At 74.6% G+C, this 26,369-nt stretch carries 4 protein-coding genes and 1 pseudogene; 4 read left to right on the forward strand and 1 reads right to left on the reverse strand.

From position 1 onward, the window contains the following. Positions 1-17: 17 nt before the first annotated feature. The 4 genes and pseudogenes from ACFQ3T_RS17740 to ACFQ3T_RS17755 all read left to right on the forward strand — a co-directional run. Positions 18-5,432, forward strand: a pseudogene (locus tag ACFQ3T_RS17740) (amino acid adenylation domain-containing protein); the annotation flags it as partial. A gap of 4 nt (positions 5,433-5,436) precedes the next feature. Next, the gene (locus ACFQ3T_RS17745; RefSeq protein WP_380724394.1) at positions 5,437-24,168 is read left to right on the forward strand and encodes a non-ribosomal peptide synthase/polyketide synthase; all 18,732 of its coding nucleotides are present in this window, start codon (positions 5,437-5,439) and stop codon (positions 24,166-24,168) included. Further along, positions 24,165-25,385: an MFS transporter gene (locus tag ACFQ3T_RS17750; RefSeq protein ID WP_380724395.1), complete on the forward strand. Its 1,221-nt coding sequence runs from the start codon at positions 24,165-24,167 to the stop codon at positions 25,383-25,385. The genes ACFQ3T_RS17745 and ACFQ3T_RS17750 overlap by 4 nt, the downstream gene beginning before the upstream one ends. Beyond that, a complete protein-coding gene (locus ACFQ3T_RS17755) occupies positions 25,382-25,576 on the forward strand; it encodes an MbtH family protein (protein ID WP_380724396.1) in 195 nt (64 codons plus the stop codon). Before ACFQ3T_RS17750 ends, ACFQ3T_RS17755 begins: the two co-directional genes overlap by 4 nt. Before the next feature lie 68 nt (positions 25,577-25,644). Here the strand turns inward: ACFQ3T_RS17755 and ACFQ3T_RS17760 are convergent. Beyond that, on the reverse strand, positions 25,645-26,369 hold a 725-nt coding region (locus tag ACFQ3T_RS17760), incomplete at its 5' end, for a chromate transporter (protein WP_380724397.1).

Below are 26,369 nucleotides of genomic sequence, written 5' to 3' on the forward strand. Positions count from 1 at the left end.
GACTCACGTCCGGCGCGGTGCGGCGGCGGACGCTGCCCGCCGACCTGGTCCGGCGGCTCGCCGACGTGGGTCGCGCGCACGACGCCACCCTGTTCATGACGCTCACCGCCGCCGTGCAGGTGGTGCTGTCGGCGCGCGGCAGGCAGCGGGACATCGCCGTCGGCACGGTCAGCTCCGGCCGCGACCGGGCCGACCTGGAACGCGCGGTCGGGTTCTTCGTCCGCACGCTGGTGCTGCGCTCGTGGGTGGACCCTGACCTGCCGTTCACCGCGTTCCTCGACCAGGTGCGGGACACCGCGCTGGGCGCGTTCGCGCACGACGACGTGCCGTTCGACCGGGTCGTGGAGCACCTGCGCCCCGAGCCGGACCCGAGCCGCACGCCGCTGGTGCAGGCCGTGGTGGCGCTGCACCAGCCGTTGCTGGGCGACGCGTCGTTCGGCGGGCTGACGGCCGCCGAGCACGACCTGCCCCGTCCGGTGGCGCGGTTCGACCTGGTGGTGGAGTTCTGGCCGCGCGGCGACGACCTCGCGCTGACCGCCGAGTACAACACCGACCTGTTCGACGCCGCCACGATCGACTCGGTGGTCGAGGACGTCGAAGCGGTGCTGCGCCTCGTCGTGGACGACCCCGACCGGCCGCTGAGCGGCCTCGCCGACCTCGCGTTCCCGCCGGACGACGCGGTGCGCGTCAACGGCATCCGGGTGGACCCAGCCGAGGTCGAGGAGGCGTTGCGGCGGCACGACGAGGTCGTGGACGCGGCCGTCGTCCTGGCCGGCAAGCGGCTCGTCGGGTACGTGACGCCCGCCGTCGACCCGGACCGGTTGCGCGCGTTCCTCGGCCCGGTGCTGCCCGCGCACGCCGTGCCGAGCACGTTCGTCGGGCTCGACCACCTCGACCGCGACCACCTGCCCGACGCGCCCGAGGAGCGGACCGAAACCCGTTACGTGGCACCGCGCACGGCCGTCGAAGCCGTGCTGGCCGACGTGTTCGCCGAGGTGCTGGGCGCGGCGCGGGTCGGCGTGCGGGACAACTTCTTCGCGCTCGGCGGCGACTCGATCCTGGGCATCCAGGTCGTCACCCGGGCCCGTCGCGCGGGCCTGGTGCTGACGTCGCGGGACATCTTCGCCCACCAGACCATCGCCGCCATCGCGCCGCACGTGACGCGCGACCTGCCGCCCGCGGCCGACCAGGGCGTGGTCACCGGCGAGGCGCCGCTCACCCCGATCCAGCGCTGGTTCCTGCACCACCACACCGTGCGGCCCGAGCACTTCGACCAGTCCGTCGTCACCGACTTCGCCGAGCCGGTCGACGTGCCCGCGCTGCGCGCCGCGCTCGACGCGCTGGTCGCGCACCACGACGCGCTGCGCACCCGGTTCGAGGGCGACCGCCAGGTCGTCGGTCCGGTCTTGCGCGTGGACGTGCTCGCGGTGGAGCGCTTCGACCTCGTCCGCGGCCCGCTGCTGCGGGCGGACGTCGTCGGCGAGCGCTCGGTGAAGCTGACCGCGCACCACCTCGTCGTGGACGGCGTGTCGTGGCGCGTGCTGGTCGAGGACCTGGCCACGGCGTACCGGCAGGCCCGCGCGGGCGAGACCGTCCAGATCGGACGGAAGACGACGTCGTTCCGGGACTGGGCGATCCGCCTGGCCGGGCACGACTTCGCCGACGAGCTTCCGCACTGGACGGAGGTGGCGGCCACGCCGACCGCCGTCCCGCGCGACCGGCACGGGCCGAACACCGCGGCCTCGGAGCGCGAGGTGACCGTGCGGCTCACCGCCGAGGAGACCGCCGCGCTGCTGCGCGACGTGCCCGGCGTCTACCGGACCCAGGTCAACGACGTGCTGCTGACCGCGCTCGGTCGCGTGCTGGCGGACTGGACCGGCCGGCCGCGGGTGCTGGTCGACCTGGAGGGCCACGGCCGCGAGGAGCTGTTCCCCGACGTCGACCTGTCCCGCACGGTCGGCTGGTTCACCACCGTGTTCCCGGTGGCGCTCGACGTGCCCGCGGGCGACTGGGGTGACGCGCTGAAGTCCGTCAAGGAGGCGTTGCGCGCGGTGCCCCGGCGCGGCATCGGCTACGGCGTGCTGCGCCACCTGGCCCGCACCGCGCCCGCCTGCGACCCCGCCGTCGGCTTCAACTACCTGGGCCGCTTCGACGCCGACCAGCGCGACCTGGAGCTGTCCGCGGACCCCGGCGCGCCGCGCCCGCACCTGCTGGACGTCGTCGGCCAGGTGCGCGACGACCGGCTGGAGTTCACCTTCCACTACAGCGAGAACGCCCACGACGAGGCCACCGTCACCGGCTTGGCCGACGGGTTCGCCGCCGCCCTGCGCGCGATCGTCGCGCACTGCGCGCAGCCCGGCGTGGGCGGCCGCACGCCGTCCGACTTCCCGCTGGCCCGGCTCACCCAGGACGAGGTGGACCGGATCACCGGCGAGGACGCCTACCCGCTCACCCCGATGCAGGCCGGCATGGTGTTCCACGGCCTCGGCGACCGGGGCGTGTACTTCCAGCAGACGACGTTCGTGGTGGACGGCGTCACCGACTCGGAGGAGTTCGCGCGCGCCTGGCAGCGGGTCGTCGACCGGACGCCCGTGCTGCGCAGTTCCGTGCTGTGGGAGGGGGTGCGCGAGCCGTTGCAGGTCGTGCACGAGCACGTCCGCGTGCCGTTCACGTTCCTCGACTGGAGCGGCCTGGACGACGCCGCCCGCGCGGACCGGCTGCGGGACCTGCTGGCGAGCGACCGCGAGCAGGGCATCGACCTCGGCGCGCCGCCGTTGATGCGGATCGCGATCGCGCGCCTCTCCCCCACCAGCGTGCAGGTGCTGTGGACGTTCCACCACGTGCTGCTGGACGGCTGGAGCGTCTTCCACGTCCTGTCCGACGTGCTCGGCGAACCGGCGGAGCGCCGGCCGTTCCGCGACTACGTCGCCTGGCTCGGGCAGCGGCAGGACGACGTCGCGGCCGAGGCGCACTGGCGGCGCGTGCTGGGCACGTTCGACTCGCCCACCCCGCTGCCCGTCGACCGCCCCGCGCCGCACGGCACGTCGTCCCGCAGCCTCCCCGTCGAGCTGACCGAGGCCGAGTCGCGGCGGCTGTACGAGTTCGCCCGCGGCCACCGGCTCACGCCGAGCGCGATCGTGCAGTGCGCGTGGGCGTTGCTGCTGGCCCGGTCCTCCGGCACGCGGGACGTGTGCTTCGGCGCGACCGTCTCCGGGCGTCCGGCGGACCTGCCGGGCGTGGACGCGATCACCGGCATCTTCATCAACACGCTGCCGGTGCGGGTCCGGGTCGACGGCGCCGCGCCGGTCGGCGACTGGCTGCGCGAGGTGCAGGACGGGCAGGTCGAGTCGCGCCGGTTCGAGCACGTGCCGCTGACGCGCATCCAGGGCTGGAGCGGCGTGGAGCGCGGCCGCGACCTGTTCGACAGCGTGGTGGTGTTCGAGAACTACCCCGTCGAGCTCGGCGCGGACCTCGGGTTGCGCGAGCTGTCGGCGGTGGAGACGACCAGCTTCCCGCTCAGCGCCACCGTCTACCCGGCCGACCGGCTGCGGGTGCTGCTCGGGTACGAGCCGGCGATGTTCGACGCCGCCACGGTGGAACGGCTCGGCGCGCGGCTGCGCACCCTGCTCGTCGGGCTGACCGCCGACGCCGACCGGCCGGTGGCCGACGTGCCGTGGCTGGACGAGGCCGACGTGCGGCAGGTGGTGGTCGACTGGAACGGCACGTCGGCCGGCACGGTGGTCGCGGACACGATCCCGTCGCTGTTCGCGGCGCAGGCCGCGCGAACGCCTGACGCGGTCGCGGTGACGTTCGAGGGTGCGAGCCTCACCTACCGGGAGCTGGACGAGCGGGCGAACCGGCTCGCGCACCACCTCGTCGCGGCGGGAGCGGGGCCGGAGTCGTTGGTGGCGCTGCGGTTGCCCCGGTCGGCGGACCTCGTCGTGGCGGTCCTCGGGGTGCTCAAGGCCGGCGCCGCGTACGTGCCGCTGGACCCGGCGTACCCGGCCGACCGGATCGCGCACACCCTCGCCGACGCACGGCCGATGACCACCCTCGACCGCCTCCCGGACCTCTCCGCCTGGCCGGGCACCGACCCGGGCGTGCCGGTGCGGCCGGACAACTCGGCGTACGTGATCTACACGTCCGGCTCGACCGGTCGGCCCAAGGGCGTCGTGGTGCCGCACTCGAACGTGGTGCGGTTGTTCACCGAGACCGACCACTGGTTCGGGTTCGGCCCCGATGACGTGTGGACGCTCTTCCACAGCTACGCCTTCGACTTCTCGATCTGGGAGCTGTGGGGACCGCTGCTGCACGGCGGACGGCTGGTCGTCGTCCCGCACGAGGTCACGCGGTCGCCGCGCGACTTCGCCCGGCTGCTCGCCGACGAGGGCGTGACCGTGCTGAACCAGACGCCGTCGGCGTTCTACGCCCTGCTGACCGAGGCGCCCGACCTGAACGTCCGGTACGTGGTCTTCGGCGGTGAAGCCCTCGACCTGGCCAAGCTGGACGCGTGGCGCGGTTCCGGCGCGTTGATCAACATGTACGGCATCACCGAGACGACCGTGCACGTCACGTGGACGCACGCGGACGGCTCGATCGGCGTGCCCATCCCCGACCTTCGCGTCTACGTGCTGGACGACGACCTGCACCCGGTGCCGCCGGGTGTCGTCGGCGAGATGTACGTGGCCGGGCCGGGCGTGGCCCGCGGGTACCTCAACCGGCCGGGCCTCACCGCCCAGCGGTTCGTGGCCAACCCGTTCGGCGAGCCGGGCGAGCGGATGTACCGCACCGGCGACCTGGCCCGGTGGGTGGACGGCAGGCTGCACTACCTGGGCCGGTCCGACCACCAGGTGAAGATCCGCGGGTTCCGGATCGAGCTGGGCGAGGTGGAAGCCGCGGTCCGGGCGCATCCCTCGGTCGCCCAGGTCGTTGTAGTGGCGAACGAACACCGCTTGGTGGCGTACTACGTGCCGGACAAGCCGACTACGGCGGCGGAGTTGCGCGACCACACGGCCAGGGTCCTGCCCGACCACATGGTCCCGGCGGCGTTCGTCGCACTGGAGGGTTTGCCGCTGACCGCGAACGGCAAGCTGGACCGCGTCGCGCTCCCCGCGCCCGAGCGCGACGCGGTCACGTCCGGCGAGTACGTCGCGCCGCGGACGGAGACCGAAGAAGCGATCGCCGCGATCTGGGCCGACGTGCTCGACGTCGACCGGGTCGGCGTCGCCGACAGCTTCTACGCCCTGGGTGGCGATTCCATCCGCGGCCTGCACATCACCGCACGCACCAAGGCGGCGTTCGACGTCGACCTCTCCCCGCGTGACGTCCTCACCGCCCGCACCGTCGCCGCTCTCGCCGAGCTGGTCGAGGACCTCGTGCTGGCGGATCTCGAAGCCCTTGCGACCGAAGCCGTCGCCGACGGGGAGGCGTGACCACATGACCGCGTCCAAGAACGACCGCATCTCCGCGCTCCCCGAGCACCTGCGGGAACGCCTCCGCGACCGGCTGGCGGGCCGGGCCGAGCCCCGCGACGCCGACGTCATCCCGCCCGCTCCGCGCGACCGGCCGCTGCCGCTGTCCGCGGGCCAGCAGCGGCTGTGGTTCCTCGACCGGTTCCAGCCCGAGAGCACCGAGTACACCAGCGCGATCGCGTTGCGGCTCACCGGTTCCCTCGACGTGGCCCGGCTGTCCGACGCGCTGAACGGGCTGGTGCGGCGGCACGAGTCGCTGCGCACGACGTTCGACCAGGTCGACGGCCGACCCGTGCAGGTGGTGCACGAGGACGTCCCGCTCGACCTGCGCGGGACCGACGACCTGCGGGCCGAGCTGGACCGCCCGTTCGACCTGCGCCGCGGGCCGCTGTTCCGGGCCGCGCTGCTCACCGAGTCCGACGACTCGCACGTGCTGCTGCTGACCGCGCACCACATCGTCGTGGACGGCTGGTCGCTCGGCGTGGTGGTGGACGAGCTCGCCGCGCTGTACCGGGGCGACACGCCGGAGCCGCCGCGGCTGCAGTACGCCGACTACGCCGTTTGGCAGCAGGGACGTCCGGTCGACACGGGGTTCTGGGTCGACCGGCTCGCCGGTGTCGTGCCGCTGGAGCTGCCCACCGACCGGCCGCGCCCGGCGGAGCGCACGTCGGCGGGCGCCACGCACGAGTTCACCGTGCCCGCACGGGTCGCGAGCGACCTGGCGGAGCTGGCGCGGGTCAACGAGACCACGCTGTTCACGACGCTGACGGCGGCGTGCCAGCTGCTGCTGGCCCGGTACTCCGGTCAGGACGACATCGCCGTCGGCACGGTGTCCAGCGGCCGGGAGCGGCCGGAGCTGGCCGGGCTCGTCGGGTTCCTGGTCGGCACCGTCGTGCTGCGGTCCACTGTGGACAGCACGCGGTCGTTCGCCGAGTTCCTGGCCGAGGTCAACCGCACCGCGCTGGACGCGTTCGCGCACGAAGCGCCGTTCGACCGGGTGGTGGAGGCGGTCGGCGCGTCCCGCGACCCGAGCCGCACGCCGCTGTTCGACGTGATGGTCGTGCTCCAGAACGCGGGCCGCGCCCTGCCGGAGCTGCCCGGCCTGCGCGTCGAGGAGCACCCGCTCACGCGGCCGTGGTCGAACTTCGACCTGACCTTCGAGTTCACCGAGACGCCGGAGGGGCTGCGCGGGTCGGCCGAGTACAGCACCGACCTGTTCGACGCCTCGACGGTCGACCGGATGGCCCGGCACCTGGTCGCGCTGCTGGGTGCGATCACCGCAGACCCGTACCGGCCGATGGCCGAGCTGTCGATGCTGCTCGGCGACGAGCCGGACGGCCGCGGGCACGCGCTGGCCGTGCCGGCGACCACGTTCCCCGCGCTGTTCGCGGAGCAGGCGCGCCGAACGCCGGACGCCACCGCGCTGGTGTGCGACGGCGTCAGCCTCACGTTCGCCGAGGTGGACGCGCGGGCGAACCGGCTGGCGCACCACCTGCTCGCCGAGGGCGTGGAGCCGGAGCGGATCGTCGCGCTGTCGTTGCCGCGCGGCGTCGACTGGGTGGTCGCCGTGCTGGGCATCCTCAAGGCGGGCGCGGTGTACCTGCCGGTCGACCCCGGCCTGCCCGAGGCCCGCCGCCGCTACCTGCTGGAGGACTCCGGCGCGGTGCGGGTGATCGACGCGCCGGTCGACACCTCAGACCGTCCCGACACGGCTCCCGACGTGCCGCTGCGGCCCGACCACGCGGCGTACGTGATCTACACGTCCGGCTCGACCGGCCTGCCCAAGGGTGTCGTGGTCGAGCACCGGCACCTGGTGAACCTGCTGCACAACCACCGCGAGACGTTCGCCGGCGAACGCTTGCGCGTCGCGCTGAGCGCGGTGTTCTCCTTCGACACGTCGTGGGAGGGCGTGCTCCTCATGGCCGACGGCCACGAGCTGCACGTGCTCACCGACGACGTCCGGCTCGACGCCGCCGCGCTGCTCCGGTACGCGCGGGAGCACCGGATCGACCTGCTCGACCTGCCGCCGTCGTACGTGCGGCAACTGCTGTCCGACGGCCTGCTGACGGCCGGGAACGGGCCGAAGGTGCTGCTGCTGGGCGGCGAGGCGCTGGGCCCGGCGCTGTGGCGGGACCTGGTGGCCACCGGCCTGCGCGCGCACAACTTCTACGGCCCCACGGAGACCACGGTCGACGCCGTCTCCTACCGGATCACGGGCGACCGGCCGGTCATCGGCCGACCGCTCGGCAACGTGACCGCGCACGTGCTGGACGATCACCTGCGGCCGGTGCCGGTCGGCGTGCCGGGCGAGCTGTTCATCGCGGGCGCCCAGGTGGCGCGCGGCTACCTCGACCGGCCGGGCCTGACCGCGAGCCGGTTCCTGGCGAACCCGTTCGGCGCGCCCGGCGAGCGGATGTACCGCACGGGCGACCGGGTCCGGTGGGTGCCCGCGGACGACGACACCGTGCTGGAGTACCTGGGGCGGACCGACGACCAGGTCAAGATCCGCGGGTTCCGGGTCGAGCCGGGCGAGGTGGAGGCCGCGCTCCTGGGCCACCCGGACGTCGCCGAGGCGGCCGTCGTCGCCCGCGAGGACGGCGGGCACACCCGGCTCGTCGGGTACCTCGTGCCGACCCGGCCCGTGGACGTGCGGGAGCTGCGGGAACACCTGCGGCGAACGTTGCCGGAGTACCAGGTGCCGTCGGCGTTCGTGGAGCTGGACCGCATCCCGCTGACGCCCAACGGGAAGGTGGACCGGGCGGCGCTGCCCGCGCCCCAGGCGGTCGGCGACGGCGAGTTCGTCGCGCCGCGCACCCCGGTCGAAGCCGAGCTGGCCCGGATCTGGGCCGAGGTGCTCGGCGCCGAGCGGATCGGGGTGGACGACAACTTCTTCGCCGTCGGCGGCGACTCGATCCTGTCCATCCAGCTGGTGTCGCGGGCGCGGCAGGCGGGCCTGCACCTGACCTCGCGCGACGTGTTCCGCCACCAGACCATCGCCGAGCTGGCGCCCGTGGTGACGCGGACGGCCGAGGCCGCGCCGGAGCGCGTGTTCACCGGCCCCGCCCCGCTCACGCCGATCCAGCGGTGGTTCTTCGCGCACCACGGGCCGTTGGCGCACTTCACCATGACGTTGCTGGTGGAGCTGGAGCCCGGGGTGGACGCGGCGGCCCTGCGCGACGCCGTGCGGACCGTCGTCGGGCACCACGACGCGCTGCGGCTGCGGTTCCGCGAGGTCGACGGGCAGTGGGCGCAGGAGGTCGCGGACGGCGAGGTGGACGTGTTCCGCGTCGCCACCGACGCGGACGTGGACACCGCCGTCCAGGAGGCGCAGCGCAGCCTCGACCTGGGCGACGGTCCGTTGCTGCGCGCGGTGTTCTTCCCCGGCGAGCGGCCGCGGTTGCTGCTGACCGTGCACCACCTGGCGATGGACGGCGTGTCGTGGCGCATCCTGCTGGGCGACGTCGAGCAGGCCTACCGGGACGTGCCGCTGGAACCCGTGGGCACGTCGTTCACGCAGTGGGCGCACCGGCTGGCCGAGCACGTGCGGTCCGGCGGTCTGGACGACGCGCGGGAGCACTGGCGCTCGCTGCCCGAGCCCGCGGCGCTGCCGGTGGACCGGGACGGCGAGAACGCGACCGGCTCCACGCGGACGGTGTCCGTGCGGCTGGACCGGGCGACGACCGACGCGCTGCTGACCGCCGTGCCGCCGGTGTACCGGACGCAGGTCAACGACGTGCTGCTGAGCGCGGTCGGCCGGGCGCTGGCCGAGTGGACCGGGCGCGACGCCGTGGGCGTGACGCTGGAGGGCCACGGCCGCGAGGAGCTGCTGCCGGGTGTCGACCTGACCCGCACGGTCGGGTGGTTCACCACCCAGTTCCCGGTGGTGCTGGAGACCCGTCGCGACCCGCACGGGGGCGACACCGACTGGGAGCGCACGCTCAAGTCGGTCAAGGAGGCCTTGCGCGCGGTGCCGCACCGGGGCCTGAGCTTCGAGGCGCTGTCGTTCGGGACGGCGGACGGCGGACGCCTGCCGCAGGTCTCGTTCAACTACCACGGCCGGTTCGACGTGGCCGACGGCGGTTTCTACCGCGCCCGCCGTGACGCGGTCGGCGCGGACGTCCCGCCGGACGAGCCCCGCAGCCACCTGCTCGACGTGACCGGCCTGGTCGAGGGCGGCGAGCTGGAGCTGACCTGGGAGTACAGCGAGAACGTGCACGACGGCGAGACCGTGCGGCGGCTGGCCGAGCGGACGCTGGACGGGCTGCGCGAGATCGTGGCGCACTGCGCGCGGCCGGGCGCCGGCGGGCGCACCCCGTCGGACTTCCCGCTGGCCCGGCTCACCCAGGACCAGGTGGACGCGCTCGCCGGCCCCGACGTGGAGGACATCTACCCGCTCACGCCGTTGCAGGCCGGCATGGTGTTCCACAGCCTGGTGGAGCCGGGCGCGTACGTGGACCGGATGCGGCTGGTGCTCGACGGCGTCACCGACCCGGCGGCGCTGCGCGAGGCGTGGCAGCGGGTCGTGGACCGCACGCCCGTGCTGCGGTCGAGCGTCGTGTGGGACGGGGTGGCAGAGCCGGTGCAGGTCGTGCACCGGCACGTCCAGCTGCCGACCGGGGCGGCGGCCGAAGGCGGCTTCGACCTCGGTGTCGCGCCGCTGCTGCGGGTCGACGTCACGCCCCTCGGCGGTGACCGGGTCGAGCTGGTGTGGTCGTCGCACCACGTGATCCTCGACGGCTGGAGCACCGCGCAGGTGTTCGGCGAGGTGCTGGAGCAGTACCGGGCGATCACCACCGGCACGCCCGCCCGGCTGCCCGCGCGGCGGCCGTTCCGCGACTACCTGCGGTGGCTGGCCGAGCAGGACCGGTCGGCCGCCGAGGCGCACTGGCGGACCGTCCTGTCCGATGTGGACGGTCCGACGCCGTTGCCGTTCGACCGGCCGCCGACGCGGGCCCACCGGTCCGAGGCGTCCGAGTCGGTGGCGTTCTCGCTGGACCTCGCCGACACCGTGCAGCGCGCGGGCCTCACCGCCAACACCGTGGTGCAGGGCGCGTGGGCGTTGCTGCTGTCGCGGGTGTCCGGCCAGGCCGACGTGGTGTTCGGCAGCACGGTGTCCGGCCGTCCGGCGGAGCTGCCCGGCGTCGAGTCGATGGTCGGCATGCTGATCAACACCGTGCCGACCCGCGTGGTCGTGGACGGCACGGCCGAGGTGGGCGCGTGGCTGCGCGACGTGCAGGCCGCGCAGAGCGAGTCGCGGCGGTTCGAGCACACGTCGCTGGCGGAGATCCAGGCGTTGACCGGCATCGGGTCCGGCGCGGGCGCGCGGCTGTTCGACAGCGTCGTGGTGTTCGAGAACTACCCGTTCGAGGAAGCCGCGGACGGGCCGCGCGTGGTCGAGGTGGACGCGGTCGACAACGCCACGCTGCCGTTGACGCTGAGCGCGTCCCTCACCGACCGGCTCAACCTCGACCTGGCCTACGACCCCGAGCTGTTCGACCGGAGCACCGCGGCACGGCTGGCCGGGTGGCTGCGGGAGCTGGTGGACGCCATCGCGGCCGACCCGCGGGCCCGGATCGTGGACCTGCCGTGGCTGTCCGAGGCCGAGCGCCGCCAGGTCGTGGTGGAGTGGAACCGGACCGCGCGCGAGATGCCGTCCGCGCTGTACCCGGAGGTGTTCGCCGAGCAGGCCCGCCGCACGCCGGACGCGACCGCGCTGGTGTTCCGGGGCACGGCGTTGACGTTCGCCGAGCTGGACGCGCGCACGAACCGGTTGGCGCACCACCTGCTGGCGCGCGGCGCCGGTCCGGAGCGGACGGTGGCCGTCAAGCTGCCGCGCTCGGCCGACCTCGTGGTGGCGGTGCTGGCCGTGCTCAAGGCGGGCGCGGTGTACCTGCCCGTCGACCCGGGGCTGCCCGCCGACCGCGTCGCCTTCCTGCTGCGGGACGCCGCGCCGGCGTTGACGCTGGACGCCGTGCCGGACCTGACCGGCCTGCCCGACACCCCGCCCCCGGTCGTGCCGAGGCCCGAGCAGGCGGCGTACGTGATCTACACGTCCGGCTCGACCGGCACGCCCAAGGGCGTCGTGGTGGAGCACCGGCAGCTGGCGAACCTGTTCCACGCCAACCGGTCCGCGCTGATGGGCGAGCGGACGAAGTTCGCGGTCACGGCCACGTTCTCGTTCGACACGTCGTGGGAGGGACTGCTGTTCCTGGCCGCCGGCAACGAGCTGCACGTCATCGACGACGAGCTGCGGCTCGACCCCGAGGCCCTGGTCCGGTACGTCGCCGACCACGGCATCGGCACCGTCGACCTCACCCCGTCCTACGCGCGCCAGCTGGTGCGGGCCGGGCTGCTGGACTCGGGGCTGCGGCAGGTCATGCTGGGCGGCGAGGCCGTCGACGCGCCGCTGTGGCAGGAGATCGCCGACTCGCCCGTGGAGGGCTTCAACTACTACGGGCCGACCGAGGTGGCCGTGGACTCGGCCGCGACCCGCGTCGTCGGCGACCGGCCCGTGATCGGCAGGCCGCTGCCCAACCTCGCCGCGTACGTGCTGGACGCGGACCTGAGGCCGGTACCGCCCGGTGTGCCCGGCGAGCTGTTCGTCGGCGGCGCGCAGGTCGCGCGCGGCTACCTCGACCGGCCCGGCCTGACCGCGCAGCGGTTCGTGGCCGACCCGTTCGCCGCCGAGGTGTTCGGCGTGACCGGCGCCCGGATGTACCGCACCGGTGACCGGGTCCGCTGGGTGGACGGCGTGCTGGAGTACCTGGGCCGCGCGGACGACCAGGTGAAGATCCGCGGGTTCCGGATCGAGCCCGGCGAGGTCGAGGCGGCCCTGCTGGACGTGCCGGGCGTGCACCAGTCGGCCGTGGTGGTCCGGGACAACCGGCTCATCGGGTACGTGACGGGCGCGCCGGAGACCGACCCGCGCGACGCGCTGGCCGCGACCCTGCCGGACTACCTGGTGCCGGCGGCGGTCGTGGTGCTCGACGACCTGCCGCTGACGCCCAGCGGCAAGCTCGACCGGCGGGCCCTGCCCGAACCCGACCTGGCCGGCGAGTTCGTGGCGCCGCGCACCGACGCGGAACAGGTCGTCGCCGACGTGCTGGCGGACGTGCTCGGGCTGGAGCGGGTCGGCGCATGGGACGACTTCTTCCGCCTCGGCGGCGACTCGATCCTCAGCATCCGCGTGACGTCGCGGTTGCGGCAGGCGTTCGGCGTGCAGCTGTCGCCGCGCGCGGTGTTCGACCACCCGACGGTGGCCGGGCTCGCCGCCGTGCTGGAGGACGCGGGCCGCGGTGAGGTCGACCCGATCCCGGTGGTCCCGCGCGACGGCGTCGACCCGGCGTTCCCGCAGTCCCCCGCGCAGCGGCGGCTGTGGTTCCTCGACCAGTTCGAGCCGGGCGGCACGGAGTACGTCACGCCGACCGCGCTGCGGCTGCACGGGCCGCTGGACCTGGCCGCGCTGCGGCGCGCCGTCACCGGGCTGGTGGCGCGGCACGAGTCGCTGCGCACGACGTTCGACGACGGTGTGCAGGTCGTGCACGCGCCGTTCGACGTGCCGCTGACCGTCGAGGGCGGTTCGTGGGAGGACGTGCTGCGCGAGGAGGTCGGCACCCCGTTCGACCTGCGCCGCGGGCCGCTGCTCCGGACCCGCCTGGTGCGGGTGGCCGACGACGACCACGTGCTCGTGCTGACGCTGCACCACATCGTCACCGACGGGTGGTCCACGAGCGTGCTGGCCCGCGACCTCGGCGCGTTGTACGCGGGCGAGGAGCTGCCGCCGCTCCCGGTGCAGTACGTGGACTTCACGGCGTGGCGGCCGGAGCCTCCGGTCGACTACTGGGCCGAGCGGCTGGCGGGCGTGCCGCCGCTGGAGCTGCCCACGGACCGGCCGCGCGCGGCGGTGCGCGGCACGGCGGGCGCGATGCACGAGTTCACCGTGCCCGCGCCGGTCGCGGGCGCGGTGAAGGCGTTGGCGGCACGGCACGGCGACACGCTGTTCACCGCGCTGCTGGCGGCCACCAAGGCCCTGCTGGCCCGGTACACCGGCCAGGACGACATCGCGGTCGGCACGGCGGTGTCCGGGCGCGGGCGCGCCGAGCTGGACGACGTGGTCGGCCTGTTCGTCAACACGGTCGTGCTGCGGTCCACCGTGGACCCGCGGCGGCCGTTCACGGACCTGCTGGCCGACGTGCGGACCACCGTGCGGGACGGGTTCGCGCACCAGGATGTGCCGTTCGAGCGGGTGGTGGAGGCGGTCCACCCGGACCGCGACCCGAGCCGCAACGCCCTGTTCGACGTCATGGTGCTGCTGCAGAACACCGGCGCCGAGGTGCCCGACCTGCCCGGCCTGCGGGTCTCGGAGCTGCCGCTGCCGCTGCTGACCTCGACGTGCGACCTCACGTTCGAGTTCGGCGAGGTGGCGGGCGAGCTGCGCGGCGCGGTGGAGTACAGCACCGACCTGTTCGACGCGGACACCGTCGACCGGATGGCCCGGCACCTCGTGGCCCTGCTCGCCGGGATCGCCGAGCGGCCCGACCGCCCGGTGGCGGAGCTGTCGCTGCTGCTCGACGACGAGCCGGACGGGCACGGCGAGCGGCTGGTCGTCCCCGACCTCGCGTTCCCCGACCTGTTCGAGGAGCAGGCCCGGCGCACGCCGGACGCCACCGCGCTGGTGTGCGGCGACGTCCGGCTCACGTTCGCCGAGGTCGACGCGCGGGCCAACCGGCTCGCGCACCACCTGCTGGCCGAGGGCGTGGAGCAGGAGCGGATCGTCGCGGTGACGCTGCCGCGGTCCGCCGACTCGGTGGTGGCGATCCTGGCCGTGCACAAGGCGGGCGCGGTGTACCTTCCGATCGACGACGGCCTGCCGCGCGAGCGCGTCGAGTTCCTCCTCCGCGACGCGGAGCCGGCACTCGTGCTGGACGCGGCGCCGGACCTCGCCGACTTCCCCGACACCAGGCCGGACGTGCCGCGACGCCCGGACCAGGCCGCCTACGTGATCTACACGTCCGGCTCGACCGGCGTGCCCAAGGGCGTGGTGGTCGAGCACCGCCAGTTGGCGAACCTCCTGCACGACCACCGCCGGACGTTCTCGGCGCGCCGGCTGCGGGTGGCGTTGAGCGCGGTGTTCTCGTTCGACACGTCGTGGGAGGGCCCGCTGCTCATGGCCGACGGCCACGAGCTGCACGTGCTCGCCGACGACGTCCGCCTCGAACCGGAAGCCCTGGTCGGGTACGTGCGGGAGCACCGGATCGACTTCCTCGACCTCACCCCGTCGTACGTCCAGCAGCTCCTGCCCGCGGGCCTGCTCGACGGCGACCACGTGCCCTCCGTGCTCATGCTCGGCGGCGAGGCGCTGCCCGACCCGCTGTGGCGGGAGCTGGCCCGCGCGCCGCGCACCACGGCGTACAACTACTACGGCCCCACGGAGACCGCGGTGGACGCCGTGGCGGCGCCCGTCGTCGGCGACCGCCCCCTGATCGGCCGGCCGCTGGCCAACCTCGTCGTCCACGTGCTGGACGACGACCTGCGGCCCGTGCCGGTCGGCGTGCCGGGTGGGCTGTTCATCGGCGGCGCGCAGGTCGCGCGCGGCTACCTGAACCGACCGGGCCTCACGGCGCAGCGGTTCCTGCCCGACCCGTTCGGCCCGCCCGGCGCGCGCATGTACCGCACCGGCGACCGGGTCCGCTGGGTCGCCGGCGGGAGCCGGGGGGCCGCGCTGGAGTACCTGGGCCGCGACGACGACCAGGTGAAGGTCCGCGGGTTCCGGATCGAGCTGGGCGAGGTGGAGGCGGCGGTGCTGCGCCACCCCGACGTCACGCAGGCCGCCGTGGTGGCCCGTGAGCACAACGGCCACCAGCGGCTCGTCGCCTACACCGTGGGCACGGCCGCCGACCTGGCCGGCTGGCTCAAGGAGCGGCTGCCGGACTACCTCGTGCCGTCGGTGTTCGTGCCGATGGACGCGCTGCCGGCGACGCCGAGCGGCAAGGTGGACCGGCGGGCGCTGCCCACGCCGACGTTCACCGAGGCCGGGTACGTGGCGCCGGAGCCCGGTGTCGCCACCACGCTCGCGGGCATCTGGGCGGACGTCCTCGGCGTCGAGCGGGTCGGCGCGCGGGACAACTTCTTCGCGCTCGGCGGCGACTCGATCCTGAGCATGCAGGTCGTGTCCCGCGCCCGGCAGGCCGGGTTGAAGCTGACCTCCAAGGACGTGTTCCTGCGGCAGACGGTCGCCGACCTGGCGCTCGCCGTCACCGAGGACGCCGGGACGACCCACGAGGCCGTCACCGGGCCCGTGCCGCTCACGCCGGTCCAGCGCTGGTTCTTCACCGAGCACGGCCCGCTGGCGCACTTCACCATGTCGGTGGTGGTCGAGCTGGGCGACGTCGAGCCCGCCGCGGTGCGTGACGCGGTGCGCGCCGTCGTCGCCCACCACGACGCGTTGCGGCTGCGGTTCAGCCAGGTCGACGGCGTGTGGCGGCAGGAGGTGGCGGACGTCGAGTCCGCCGAGGTGTTCCGCCTCGCGTCCGGCGACGACCTCGCCGCCGAGGCCGACCTGGCCCGCGCGAGCCTCGACCTGCGGCACGGCCCGTTGCTGCGCGCCGTGCTGTTCGAGGACGGCAGGCTGTTCGTCACCGCGCACCACCTGGTGGTGGACGCGGTGTCGTGGCGGATCGTGCTGGCCGACCTGGACACCGCGCTGGCCGGCGGCGACCTCGGCCCGAGGAGCACGGCGTTCGCGGACTGGGCGCGCCGGCTGGACCGGCACGTGCGCGACGGCCGGTTCGACGCCGCCCTGCCGCACTGGGCCGCCCTGCCGGTGGACGAGCCCGTGCCCACGACCGCGGGGTCCGCGCGGAGCGTGTCGGTCCGGCTGACCCGGTCCGAGACGGACGCGTTGCTGCACGTCGTGCCCGACGCCTACCGCACCCAGGTCAACGACGTGCTGCTGACCGCGTTGGCGGCGGCGTTCGACGGGCGCGCGCTGGTGGCGCTGGAAGGCCACGGCCGCGAGGAGCTGTTCGACGGCGTGGACCTCTCCCGCACGGTCGGCTGGTTCACCGCGCAGTTCCCCGTCGCGCTGCGCCTGCCGGAGGACGGCGGCGGCGCCGGGAACTGGGGCGCCGCGCTGAAGTCGGTGAAGGAGCAGCTGCGCGCCGTCCCGGACAAGGGTCTGAGCTACGAGGCCCTGAAGTACTGGGACCGCGGCGTCTCGGGCGCGCTGCCCCGCGTGTGCTTCAACTACCTCGGCCAGTGGGACGACGAGCTGACCGAGGCCGACCACGGCCGCGAGGTGCCGGACGACCTGACCCGCCCGCACCTGCTCGACATCACGGCGGCCGTGTCGGGCGGCGAGCTGGTCGTGGACTGGGAGTACTCCACCGACGCCCACGACGAGGCCGCGGTGCGGGCGCTGGCCGACCGCATGGCCGACGCGCTGCGCGGGATCATCGCGTTCTGCGCCCGCCCGGACGCCTGGGGCCGCACGCCGTCGGACTTCCCGCTGGCGCGCCTCACCGCCGAGCAGGTGGACCGGATCGTCGACCGCGACGTCGAGGACGTCTACCCGCTCACCCCGTTGCAGGCGGGCATGCTGTTCCACAGCCTCGTGGACGACGGCACGGCGTACGTGAACCAGGTGCGCGTGCGACTGTCCGGAGTGGACGATCCGGCCCGGCTCGCCGCCGCCTGGCAGCGGGTGGTCGACCGCACGCCGGTCCTGCGGTCCAGTGTGGTGTGGGAAGGGCTGGACGAGCCGGTGCAGGTCGTGCGGCGCGGGGTGACCGTGCCGGTGACCTACGCCGACGTGACCGACGAGCTGGTCGCGGCGGACGCGGCGGCGGGCATCGACCTGACCACCGCGCCGCTGCTGCGGCTCGCCGTCGGGAAGGTCTCGGACACCGAGGTCGACCTGCTGTGGACCTCGCACCACGTGCTGCTGGACGGCTGGAGCACCGCGCAGGTGTTCGGCGAGGTGCTGAACGAGTACGCCGGCGGCACGGCGCCCGCGCGGCGGCCGTTCCGGGACTACCTGGCCTGGCTCGCCGAGCAGGACGACGCCGCCGCCGAGTCGTTCTGGCGCGGTGTGCTCGCCGGGTTCGAGGCGCCCACCCCCCTGCCGTTCGACCGGCCGCCGGCCGAGGCGCACCGCGCCGAGTCCTCCGCTCAGGTCGAGCTCCACCTGCCCGCCGACCGGCTCGACGCCGTCGCCCGCGCCCACGGCCTGACGGTCAACACGCTGGTCCAGGGCGCGTGGGCGCTGCTGCTGGCGCGCACGTCGGGACAGCGGGACGTGGTGTTCGGCAGCACGGTGTCCGGCCGCCCGGCCGAGCTGCCGGGCGTGGAGTCGATCGTCGGCATGTTCATCAACACCGTGCCGACGAGGGTGTCGGTGGACCCCGACGCCGAGCTGCCGGACTGGCTGCGCCGGTTGCAGGAGGCGCAGACCGAGGCCCGCCGGTTCGACCACGTGTCGCTGGCGCGGGTGCAGGGCTGGGCGGGCGCCCGGCTGTTCGACAGCCTGCTCGCGTTCGAGAACTACCCGGTGGACCAGGACACGCCCGACGGCGCGCCGCGCGTCGGCGAGGTGGACGGCCTGGACACCACGACGTTCCCGCTCACCGTGCGCGCCCACGTGGACGACGCGCTGCACGTCGAGCTGACCTACGACCCGCGCCTGTTCGACGCGGGCACGATCACCGCCCTGGGCGACCGGTTCCACCGGCTGCTCGACGCCATCGGCGCGGACCCGCGCCGACGCGTGTCCGACCTGCCGTGGCTGTCGGACGCCGAGCTGCGGCAGGTGCTCGTGTCGTGGAACGGCACGTCGGCCGGCGCGGTGGTGGAGGACACGGTCCCGTCCCTGTTCGCGGCGCAGGCCGCGCGCACCCCGGACGCGCCCGCGGTGACGTTCGAGGGCGCGAGCCTGACCTACCGGGAGCTGGACGAGCGGGCGAACCGGTTGGCGCACCACCTGATCTCGGTGGGCGCCGGGCCGGAGTCGTTGGTGGCGCTGGCGTTCCCGCGGTCGCTCGACCTCGTCGTCGCGGTCCTCGGGGTGCTCAAGGCGGGCGCGGCCTACCTGCCGCTCGACCCGTCGTACCCGGCGGACCGGATCGCCGCCACGGTCGCCGACGCCGCGCCGACGACCACGCTGGACGCGCTGCCGGACCTGTCCGGGTTCCCCGCGGACGCGCCGGAGGTGTCGGTGCGGCCGGAGAACGCCGCGTACGTGATCTACACGTCCGGCTCGACCGGTCGGCCCAAGGGGGTCGTGGTGCCGCACTCGAACGTGGTGCGGTTGTTCACCGAGACCGACCACTGGTTCGGGTTCGGGCCGGACGACGTGTGGACGCTCTTCCACAGCTACGCCTTCGACTTCTCGATCTGGGAGCTGTGGGGACCGCTGCTGCACGGCGGACGGCTGGTCGTCGTCCCGCACGAGGTCACGCGGTCGCCGCGCGACTTCGCCCGGCTGCTCGCCGACGAGGGCGTGACCGTGCTGAACCAGACGCCGTCGGCGTTCTACGCCCTGCTGACCGAGGCGCCCGACCTGAACGTCCGGTACGTGGTCTTCGGCGGTGAAGCCCTCGACCTGGCCAAGCTGGACGCGTGGCGCGGTTCCGGCGCGTTGATCAACATGTACGGCATCACCGAGACGACCGTGCACGTCACGTGGACGCACGCGGACGGCTCGATCGGCGTGCCCATCCCCGACCTTCGCGTCTACGTGCTGGACGACGACCTGCACCCGGTGCCGCCGGGTGTCGTCGGCGAGATGTACGTGGCCGGGCCGGGCGTGGCCCGCGGGTACCTCAACCGGCCGGGCCTCACCGCCCAGCGGTTCGTGGCCAACCCGTTCGGCGAGCCGGGCGAGCGGATGTACCGCACCGGCGACCTGGCCCGGTGGGTGGACGGCAGGCTGCACTACCTGGGCCGGTCCGACCACCAGGTGAAGATCCGCGGGTTCCGGATCGAGCTGGGCGAGGTGGAGGCGGTGCTGGCCGGCCACGACGCCGTGGCGCAGGCCGCCGTGGTGGTGCGGGAGGACCGGCTGGTCGCGTACTACGTGCCCGCCGGGCCGCCGGTCGACGCCGCCCGGTTGCGCGAGCACGCCGGGCGGGTGCTGCCGGACTACATGGTGCCGACCGCGTACGTGGCGCTGGACCGGTTGCCGCTCAACGCGAACGGCAAGCTGGACCGGCCCGCGCTGCCCGCCCCGGAGCGCGAGGCGTCGGCGGCCGGGGGGTTCGTCGCGCCGCGCACGGAGGCGGAACGGCTGGTCGCCGAGGTGTGGGCGGACGTGCTGGGCCTGCCCGAGGTCGGCGTGGAGGACAACTTCTTCGCGCTGGGCGGTGACTCGATCTCCAGCATCCGGGTGGTGTCGCGGCTGCGGGCGGCGTTCGACGTGTCGCCGCGCGACCTGTTCGACCACCCGACCGTGGCCCGGCTCGCGGCGCACCTGCCCGGCGGTTCGCCGGCCTCGGTGATCCCGCGGGTCGACGGCGACGGGCCGCTGTCGTTCGCCCAGCAGCGCTTGTGGTTCCTCGACCAGTTCTCCCCCGGCGGCACGGAGTACGTGACCCCGCTGGCCGTGCGGCTGCGCGGCGAGCTGGACGTGCCGCGGCTGGAACGCGCGCTGACGGCGTTGGTGGCGCGGCACGAGGCGTTGCGCACGACGTTCCCGGCGGTGGACGGGCTGCCCGTCGCGGTGGTGCGCCCGCCGTCGGACGTGGTGCTCCCGGTGGTCGAGGACCTGCCCGCGGTCGAGCCGTTCGACCTGGCGGAGGGCCCGCTGTTCCGGCCCGCGCTGGCGCGGCTCGCGCCGGACGACCACGTGCTGGCGCTGACGATGCACCACATCATCACCGACGGCTGGTCCGGCGGCGTGCTGATGTCCGACCTGGCCGCCCTGTACGGCGGCGAGGAGCTGCCGCGGCTGCCCATCCGGTACGGCGACTTCGCGGCCTGGCAGCGGGAGCAGCCGCTCGACGCGCAGCTCGACTACTGGCGCGGGCGGCTGGCCGACGTGCCCGCGCTGGAGCTGCCCGCGGACCGGCCCCGGCCGCCCGTGCAGACGACGGCGGGCGCGCAGACCGAGTTCGTGGTGCCGGCGCCGGTCGCCGACCGGTTGCGCGAGCTGGCCCGCGCGGTCGACGGCACGTTGTTCACCGCGCTGGTGGCGGCCTGCCAGGTGCTGTTCCACCGCTGGTCCGGGCAGGACGACTTCGCCGTCGGCACGGTGGCGTCCGGGCGGGACCGGCCGGAGACCCAGGAGCTGGTCGGGTTCTTCGTCAACACGGTGGTGCTGCGGGCCCGGATCGAGCCCTCGGCGACGTTCCCGGAGTTCCTGGCCCGGACGCGGGACACCGTGCTGGACGCGTTCGCGCACCAGGACGTGCCGTTCGAGCGGGTCGTGGACGCGGTGCAGCCGGACCGCGACACCAGCCGCACGCCCCTGTTCCAGGCCGTGGTGGCGTTGCAGAACGCGCCGCAGGCGCAGGGCTTCCCGGGCCTGGCGGCGGTCGACGTGCCGCAACCCGTGGTGAGCACCGGGTTCGACGTGACGGTGGAGTTCACCGAGGAGGACGGCGGCGCGCTGCACGGGTCGGTCGAGTACAACACCGACCTGTTCGACGCGGGCACGGTGGAGCGGATGGTCGAGCACCTGGGCGTGCTGCTGTCCGGGATCGCGGCGGACGCCGACCGGCCGCTGTGGGCGCTGCCCGTGCTGCCGGACGACGAGCGGGAGCTGCTGGCCCGGTGGGGCTCGTCGGGGCCCGCGGTGGCCGGGCCCGGTTTCGTGGAGCTGGTCGAGGCGCGGGCGGCGGAGACCCCGGACGTGCCGGCGCTGACCGGTGCGGCGGAGCTGACGTACGCCGAGCTGAACGCGCGGGCGAACCGGTTGGCGCACCACCTGGTCGGGCTCGGCGCCGGGCCGGAGCGGATCGTCGCGCTGCGGCTGCCCCGCTCGGCGGACCTGGTCGTGGCCGAGCTGGCGGTGCTCAAGGCCGGCGCGGCGTTCCTGCCCGTCGACCCCGAGTACCCGGCGGAGCGGATCGCGTTCATGCTGGCCGACGCCCGGCCGCTGGTGGTGCTCGACGGGCCGGTGGACGTCAGCGGCCTGCCGGACACCAACCCGGGCGTCGCGGTGCGGCCGGAGCACCCGGCGTACGTGATCTACACGTCCGGGTCGACCGGGCGGCCGAAGGGCGTGGTGGTGTCGCACACCGGCCTGGCCACGTTCGCGACGTCCGCCATCGCGCACTTCGACGTGACGCCGGGCGACCGGGTGCTGGAGTTCTCCTCCCCCAGCTTCGACGCCTCGGTGCTGGAGCTGTGCCTGGCCCTCCCGGCGGGCGCGGCGCTCGTCGTGCCGCCGCCGGGGCCGCTGCTGGGCGACCAGCTGGCCGAGGTGATCGACGCGCACGGCGTGACGCACGCGCTGATCCCGCCGGTCGCGCTGGCCACCGTGCCGGACGTGCCGCTGCCGGCGTTCCGCACGCTGATCGTGGGCGGTGACGCCTGCTCGGCCGACCTCGTCCGGCGGTGGGCGCCCGGCCGGCGCATGGTCAACGCGTACGGGCCCACGGAGTCCACCGTGGTCGCGTCGTGGAGCGACCCGCTGGTGCCCGGCGGCGTGCCGCCGATCGGGCGGCCCGTCCCCGGGACGCGGGCGCACGTCCTCGACGGCGCGCTGCGGCCGGTGCCGATCGGCGTGGCGGGCGAGCTGTACGTCGCCGGTGTCGGGCTGGCGCGCGGGTACCTGGACCGGCCGGGGCTGACCGCGCAGCGGTTCGTGGCGAACCCGTTCGGCCCGCCCGGGTCGCGCATGTACCGCACCGGCGACGTCGTCCGGTGGACCTCGCGCGGGGTGCTGGAGTTCGTCGGACGGGCGGACGAGCAGGTGAAGATCCGCGGGTTCCGGATCGAGCTGGGCGAGGTCGAGACGGCGTTGCTGCGGCACCCGGACGTCCGCGAGGCGGTCGTGGTGGCGCGGTCGGACGCCCGAGGGCACAAGCGGCTCGTCGCGTACGTCGTCGGCGACGTCTCGCGGCTGCGGGACTTCCTGGGCGAGACCCTGCCGGACTACCTGGTGCCGTCGCTGTTCGTGCCGGTGGACGCGGTGCCGATCAGCCCCAACGGCAAGGTGGACCGGGCGCGCCTGCCCGAGCCGGACTTCTCGGCCGCGGTGACCGCCGGGTACGTCGCCCCGTCCGGGCCGGTGGAGGAGGCGCTGGCGGCGGTGTGGGCGGACGTGCTGGACGTGCCGGAGGTCGGCGTGGAGGACAACTTCTTCTCGCTCGGCGGCGACTCGATCCTGAGCATGCAGGTCGTGGCACGCGCCCGGCAGGCCGGGTACCGGTTCGCCACGCGGGACCTGTTCGCCCACCAGACCGTCGCGTCGCTCGCGCCGCACGTGACGGTGGAGGCCACGTCCTCCGCCGACCGGGCCCCGGTGGTCGGCGACGTGCCGCTCACGCCGATCCAGCACTGGTTCCTGACCTCGGGCCGGCGCAACCCGCACCACTTCAACCAGTCGCACCTGGTCGAGCTGGGCCCGGCGGTGGACGTCGAGGCGCTGCGGCGCGCGCTGGGCGCGCTGGTGGCCCACCACGACGCCCTGCGGCTGCGGTTCGCGCTCGTCGACGGGGTGTGGCGGCAGCACAACGACGACGTGCGCGACGACGACGTGCTGACCGTGGTGGACGGGGTCGAGCGGTTGGAGGCGGTGGCCGACGAGGTGCACGCGTCGTTCGACCTGGCGTCCGGCCCGCTGTTCCGGGCGGTGCTGTTCCGGGCCGGGCGGTCGGCGGCCGAGAAGCCGCTGCTGCTGCTGGTCGGGCACCACCTGGTGGTGGACGGGGTGTCGTGGCGCATCCTGCTGGACGACCTGGAGACCGCCTACCGGGGCGGTGACCTCGGCGCCAAGACCACCTCGTACCAGGAGTGGTCGCGCAAGCTGTCCGCGCACGTGCTGGACGGCGGGCTGGACGACGAGGTCGAGCACTGGACCACGCCGTTCCCGACCGCGCCGGCGCCCGTCGGCCCGACCGCGTCCACCACCGTCGAGCTGTCGGAGGAGGACACGGACGCGTTGCTGCGCGGCGCGCCCGCCGCCTACCGGACGCGGATCAACGACGTGCTGCTGGCCGCGCTGGCGTGGGCGCTGTCCCGGTGGACGGGGTCGTCGCGGGTCGCGGTCGACCTGGAGGGCCACGGACGCGAGGACGTGCTCGACGTGGACCTCACCCGGACCGTCGGCTGGTTCACCACCGTGTACCCGGTCGTCGTGGACGTGCCGGACGGCACCTGGCGCGACCGGGTGAAGGCGGTGCGGCGGCAGTTGCGGGCGATCCCCGGCAACGGCCTCGGCTACGGCGCGCTGCGGCAGCACGGCCGGGTGCCCGACGCGGGACGGCCCGCCGTGGCGTTCAACTACCTGGGCCGGTTCGACGGCGGCGAGGAGTCGACCGGGCTGTGCCGGGCCGTGCTGCCGTCCGTCGGCCGGGAGCACGACCCGGAGGACGTCGGCGACCACCTGCTCGACGTCGTCGGCGAGGCCGGCAAGACGCTCGGCTTCACCTGGTACTACCACCCGGCCGTGCACCCGCCGGCCGAGGTCGAGGCGGTGGCGGCCGACTTCGCCGAGGCGTTGCGGTCCATCGCCGCGGACTGCCGGGGGTCGCTGTGACCACGTCCCTGGCCCGGAACCGGAACTACACGCTGCTGTGGGGCGGCCAGGCGGTCGCCGAGGTGGGCTTCAGCGCCTCGATGATCGCGTTCCCGCTGCTCGTGCTGGCGGTGACGGGCTCGCCCGCCGCGTCCGGGCTGGTGCTGGCCGCCGACGCCGGCGCGCAGCTCGTGGCGGGGCTGCCCGCCGGCGCGCTGGTGGACCGGTGGGACCGGCGGCGGATCATGCTGGCCTGCGAGGCCGCCCAGGCGTTCGCGCTGGCCGGCCTGGTGGTGGCGGTGTGGGCGGACGCGGTGTCGATACCGCACCTGGTCGCGGTGGCCGTCGTGCTGGGCGTGTGCCGGGCGCTGTTCGAACCGGCGGAGGACGCGTGCCTGCCCCGGCTCGTGCCGGACTCGCAGCTCGCGACGGCGGTCGCGATGAACACCGCCCGGTCGTCGCTGGGCCAGATGTCCGGCACGGCGCTCGGCGGCGTGCTGTTCGCCGTGGCGCGGTGGCTGCCGTTCCTGCTGGACCTGGTGACGCACGTGGTGGCGTTCGTGACGCTGCTGTTCCTGCGGGTGCCGCCGGTCGAGCGGGTGGTGTCCCGGCCGCACATCCTCAAGTCCATCGGCGAGGGCCTGCGGTGGGTGTGGGGCCGCCCGGAGATCCGGGTGACGGCGGGGTGCGCGGTGGTGCTGAACCTGTTCTTCACCGCGTTCTACCTGGTGGTGATCGTGCTGGCGCAGGGCCGGGGTGCGTCGTCGGGCGAGATCGGCGTGATGGCGGCGATGCTCGGCGTGGGCGGTGTGCTCGGCGCGCTGGTCGCGCCGCGGCTGCACCGCAGGCTCGGGCCGCACAAGTCGATCGCGGCGGTGTTCTGGGTGCTGTGCCTGCTGACGCCGCTGTCGCTGGTCGTGCAGTCGGCGTACCTGCTGGGCGCGTTGTTCGCGGTGATGACGTTCCTGGCGCCGACCGCCAACACCACCATCGGCACGCACCAGCTGCTGCTCACCCCGGACGAGCTGCGGGGACGGATGAGCGGCGTGATGGCGGTCGTCGTCGGGTCGGCCGGCGCGCTGGGCCCCCTGGTCGGCGGCGTGCTGACCGAACTGCTGTCCGCGCGCACCGCGGTCCTGGTGTGCGCGGTGGGGATTTTCCTGATCACGGTGTTCGTCACCGTCAGCCCGACTCTGCGCGGGTACGCGGTGGCGCCAGTCAAGGAGGAGCAAGGATGAGGGACGACATCGCCTACCAGGTCCTGGTGAACGACGAGGGCCAGTACTCGCTGTGGCCCGCGCACCAGGACGTGCCCGCCGGGTGGCGGGCCGAGGGCACCACGGGCACGAAGGACGAGTGCTCGGCGCACGTCGACGAGGTGTGGACCGACATGCGGCCGGCTTCCCTGCGGGCCGCGATGGGCGACTGAGGCGGTGACCCCGGCCCACGGGCGCGTGCCCGTGGGCCGGGGTGTCCCGCCTGTGCCGGAGTGCCCGCTCAGAAGAGCGCGACCAAAGCCCCGATGACGCCGCAGCCGACCAGCGCGCTCACCACGCCCTTGCGCAGCGCCAGCAGCCACAGCGCCGCGACGCCGAGCAGCGCGAACTGCCACGGCTCGTGCAGCGACCAGGCCAGCGGCAGCGTGGTGCCGGCGATCGCCCCGATGGCGGCGGCTCCCGCGCCGGTCAGGAACGCCTGGGCCTTCGCGTTGTCACGCAGCCGTTCGAGCCTCGGGCCGCCCGCGATGACCATCGCGAACGACGGCGCGAACGCGACGAACGCCGCCAGCAGCCCGCCCGCGAGCCCCGCCGCGGCGTAACCGACGACCGCCACCGTCTGCACGACCGGTCCCGGCGTGATCTGGCCGAGCGCGACCGCGTTGAGGAACTCGGCGTCGCTCATCCACCCGTACGTGTGAACGGCGTCCTGCCGCATCAGCGGGATGATGACGAACCCGCCGCCGTACGACAGCGCGCCGACCTTGGCCGACACCCACGCCACCGCGCCCAGCCCGCCACCGGCCGCGGGCAGCGCCAGCACGACCGGCCACGCGGCACGGCGGCCGGACGGCGTCCGGACCGCGATCTCCACCAGGCCTGCGGCGATCAGCACGAGCACCAGCCACGGCCCGGTCGCCGCCGCCGCGACCCCGCCCGCCACCAGGTACAGCACCCACCGGACGAGGGCCGCCCGGCCCGCGCCGACGCGCTGCCGGCTGCCGG

Origin of the sequence: Saccharothrix hoggarensis (genome assembly GCF_042678885.1) — a bacterium.
GTDB classification, from domain to species: domain Bacteria; phylum Actinomycetota; class Actinomycetes; order Mycobacteriales; family Pseudonocardiaceae; genus Actinosynnema; species Actinosynnema hoggarensis.